3 protein-coding genes and 1 pseudogene are annotated in these 2,761 nt (G+C 62.0%); all 4 read left to right on the forward strand.

The window, feature by feature from the left end; all coding sequences use genetic code 11:
- Positions 1-1,051 (forward strand): TRZ/ATZ family hydrolase (locus OQK_RS02290; protein WP_038860450.1); only part of this gene is annotated, 1,051 nt, incomplete at its 5' end.
- A gap of 58 nt (positions 1,052-1,109) precedes the next feature.
- Positions 1,110-1,808 (forward strand): bifunctional 2-polyprenyl-6-hydroxyphenol methylase/3-demethylubiquinol 3-O-methyltransferase UbiG, encoded by a 699-nt coding sequence (gene ubiG, locus OQK_RS02295; RefSeq protein ID WP_016770928.1) that lies wholly within the window; start codon positions 1,110-1,112, stop codon positions 1,806-1,808.
- Between the two features lie 4 nt (positions 1,809-1,812).
- Complete coding sequence (gene mupP, locus OQK_RS02300; RefSeq protein ID WP_016770929.1) at positions 1,813-2,484, forward strand: N-acetylmuramic acid 6-phosphate phosphatase MupP; 672 nt, start codon at positions 1,813-1,815, stop codon at positions 2,482-2,484.
- A gap of 183 nt (positions 2,485-2,667) precedes the next feature.
- A pseudogene (locus OQK_RS29850) lies at positions 2,668-2,761 on the forward strand (YciK family oxidoreductase); the annotation flags it as partial.

Consider the following 2,761-nt stretch of genomic DNA (forward strand, 5'->3'; position numbering starts at 1 on the left):
CCACATCTGGCCGGCCGAGGGCAAATGGGTCGATGAGGACTTCGTCCGCGACGGCACCGATCTGGCCATCGCCGAGCAGATCAAGGGCGGCATCAGCTGTTTCTCGGACATGTATTTCTTCCCGAAAGTCGCCAGCGAGCGCGTACACAACAGCGGTATCCGTGCGCAAATCGCCATTCCGATCCTCGATTTTCCGATCCCCGGCGCCAGCAGTGCTGACGAAGCCATTCGTCAGGGCGTCGAATTGTTCGGCGATCTCAAGCATCACGAACGCATCAAGATTACTTTCGGCCCGCATGCACCCTACACCGTCGGTGATGAGAACCTGGAAAAAATCAGGGTCATCGCCGAGGAGTTGGACGCCTCTATCCACATGCATGTGCATGAAACCGCATTCGAAGTGCAGCAGGCCGTCGAGCAGACCGGCGAACGGCCACTGGCGCGCCTGGGTCGCCTTGGCCTGCTCGGCCCGCGCTTCCAGGCGGTGCACATGACCCAGATCAGCGATGACGACCTCGCGCTGCTGGTAGAAAGCAACAGCAGCGTGATCCACTGCCCGGAATCCAATCTGAAACTGGCCAGCGGCTTCTGCCCGGTCGAACGTTTGTGGCAGGCTGGAGTGAACGTCGCCGTCGGTACCGATGGCGCGGCGAGCAACAATGATCTCGACCTGCTCGGCGAAACCCGCACCGCCGCCCTGCTGGCCAAAGCCGTGGCCGGTTCTGCCACGGCGCTGGACGCCCATCGCGCCTTGCGCATGGCCACCCTCAATGGTGCGCGTGCACTGGGGATCGAGGCGCAGGTCGGCTCGCTGGAGATCGGCAAAGCCGCAGACATCGTCGCCTTCGACCTGTCCGGCCTGGCGCAGCAACCGGTGTATGACCCGGTGTCGCAGCTGATTTATGCCACCGGCCGTGATTGCGTGAAACACCTGTGGGTCGCCGGCAAGCAACTGCTCGACGACCGGCGCCTGACCCGCATGGACGAACAACAGCTGGGCGCGACCGCCCGCCAATGGGGCCGGCGCATCAGCGGCCACACCGAATCGTAAACACCGCGGCGCAATATCCGCGGCTACAGCCCTTTTCAGGTTTTTCGAGGAATTGAACATGAGCAACGTCGACCACGCCGAAATCGCCAAATTCGAGGCCCTGGCCCATCGCTGGTGGGACCGCGAAAGCGAATTCAAGCCGCTGCACGACATCAACCCGCTGCGGGTCAACTGGATCGACGAGCGAGTCAATCTGGCCGGCAAGAAAGTCCTCGACGTCGGTTGCGGCGGCGGCATCCTCAGCGAAGCCATGGCTCAGCGTGGCGCCACGGTGATGGGCATCGACATGGGCGAAGCGCCGCTGGCGGTCGCACAACTGCATCAGCTGGAATCCGGGGTCAGCGTCGAATACCGGCAGATCACCGCCGAAGCCCTCGCCGACGAAATGCCCGAGCAGTTTGACGTGGTCACCTGCCTGGAAATGCTCGAGCACGTGCCGGATCCATCCTCGGTAATCCGTGCCTGCTTCCGCATGGTCAAGCCGGGCGGCCAGGTGTTCTTCTCGACCATCAACCGCAACCCGAAAGCCTATCTGTTCGCGATCATCGGCGCCGAATACATCATGAAGCTGCTGCCGCGCGGCACCCACGACTTCAAGAAATTCATCCGCCCATCCGAGCTCGGCGCGTGGAGCCGCACGGCTGGCCTGACCGTCAAGGACATCATCGGCCTGACCTACAACCCGCTGACCAAGCACTACAAGCTGGCCAACGACGTTGACGTCAATTACATGATCCAGACCCTGCGCGAGGAATAAGCCGATGGCCATCAGAGCGGTACTTTTCGACATGGACGGCACCCTGCTCGACACCGCGCCGGACTTCATCGCCATCTGCCAGGCGATGCGCGCCGATCGCGGTCTGCCGCCGATCAACGACAAGCACATCCGCGACGAGATTTCCGGCGGGGCCAAGGCCATGGTCGCGGTGACGTTCTCGATGGATCCGGAATCGCCGGGCTTCGAAGAACTGCGTCTGGAGTTTCTCGAGCGCTATCTGGTCGGTTGCGCAGTGCACAGCAAACTGTTCGACGGCATGGGCGAACTGCTCGCCGATATCGAAAAGGCCAACCTGATCTGGGGCGTGGTCACCAACAAACCGGTGCGCTTCGCCGAGCCCATCATGCAGCGTCTGGGGCTGGCCGAGCGTTCGGCGCTGCTGATCTGCCCGGATCATGTGAAGAACAGCAAGCCGGATCCGGAGCCGCTGATCCTCGCCTGCAAGATGCTTGATCTGGATCCGTCGACCGTGCTGTTTATCGGCGATGATCTGCGTGATATCGAATCGGGTCGCGATGCCGGCACCAAAACCGCTGCGGTGACCTACGGCTACATCCACCCGGACGACAACCCACGGCACTGGGGCGCGGACGTGGTGGTGGATCACCCGCTGGAGTTGCGCAAGGTACTCGACAGCGCGCTGTGCAGCTGCTGACCTGACTGTTGCAAGCTCCCTGTGTGGCGAGGGGATTTATCCCCGCTGGGCTGCGAAGCGGCCCCCGCTTTCATCCAGGCAATGTGACACACAGGTTTTGCGACGGCTTCGCCGCCGAACGGGGATAAATCCCCTCGCCACAGGGGTGAAGCAGGTCTTCATCAAATGGATTGTGAGGTTCTTATGTTTGATTACACCGCTCGCCCTGAATTGCTCAAGGATCGGGTCATTCTGGTCACCGGTGCCGGCCGTGGCATCGGCGCGGCTGCGGCGAAAA

Origin of the sequence: Pseudomonas sp. R62 (assembly GCF_000257605.1) — a bacterium.
Taxonomy (GTDB): Bacteria; Pseudomonadota; Gammaproteobacteria; order Pseudomonadales; family Pseudomonadaceae; genus Aquipseudomonas; species Aquipseudomonas atacamensis.

What these genes read in the sequence shown, in the direction of transcription:
- ubiG (WP_016770928.1), top strand. Translation starts at nt 1,110, where the DNA reads ATGAGCAACGTCGACCACGCCGAAATCGCCAAATTCGAGGCCCTGGCC.
- mupP (WP_016770929.1), top strand. Translation starts at nt 1,813, where the DNA reads ATGGCCATCAGAGCGGTACTTTTCGACATGGACGGCACCCTGCTCGAC.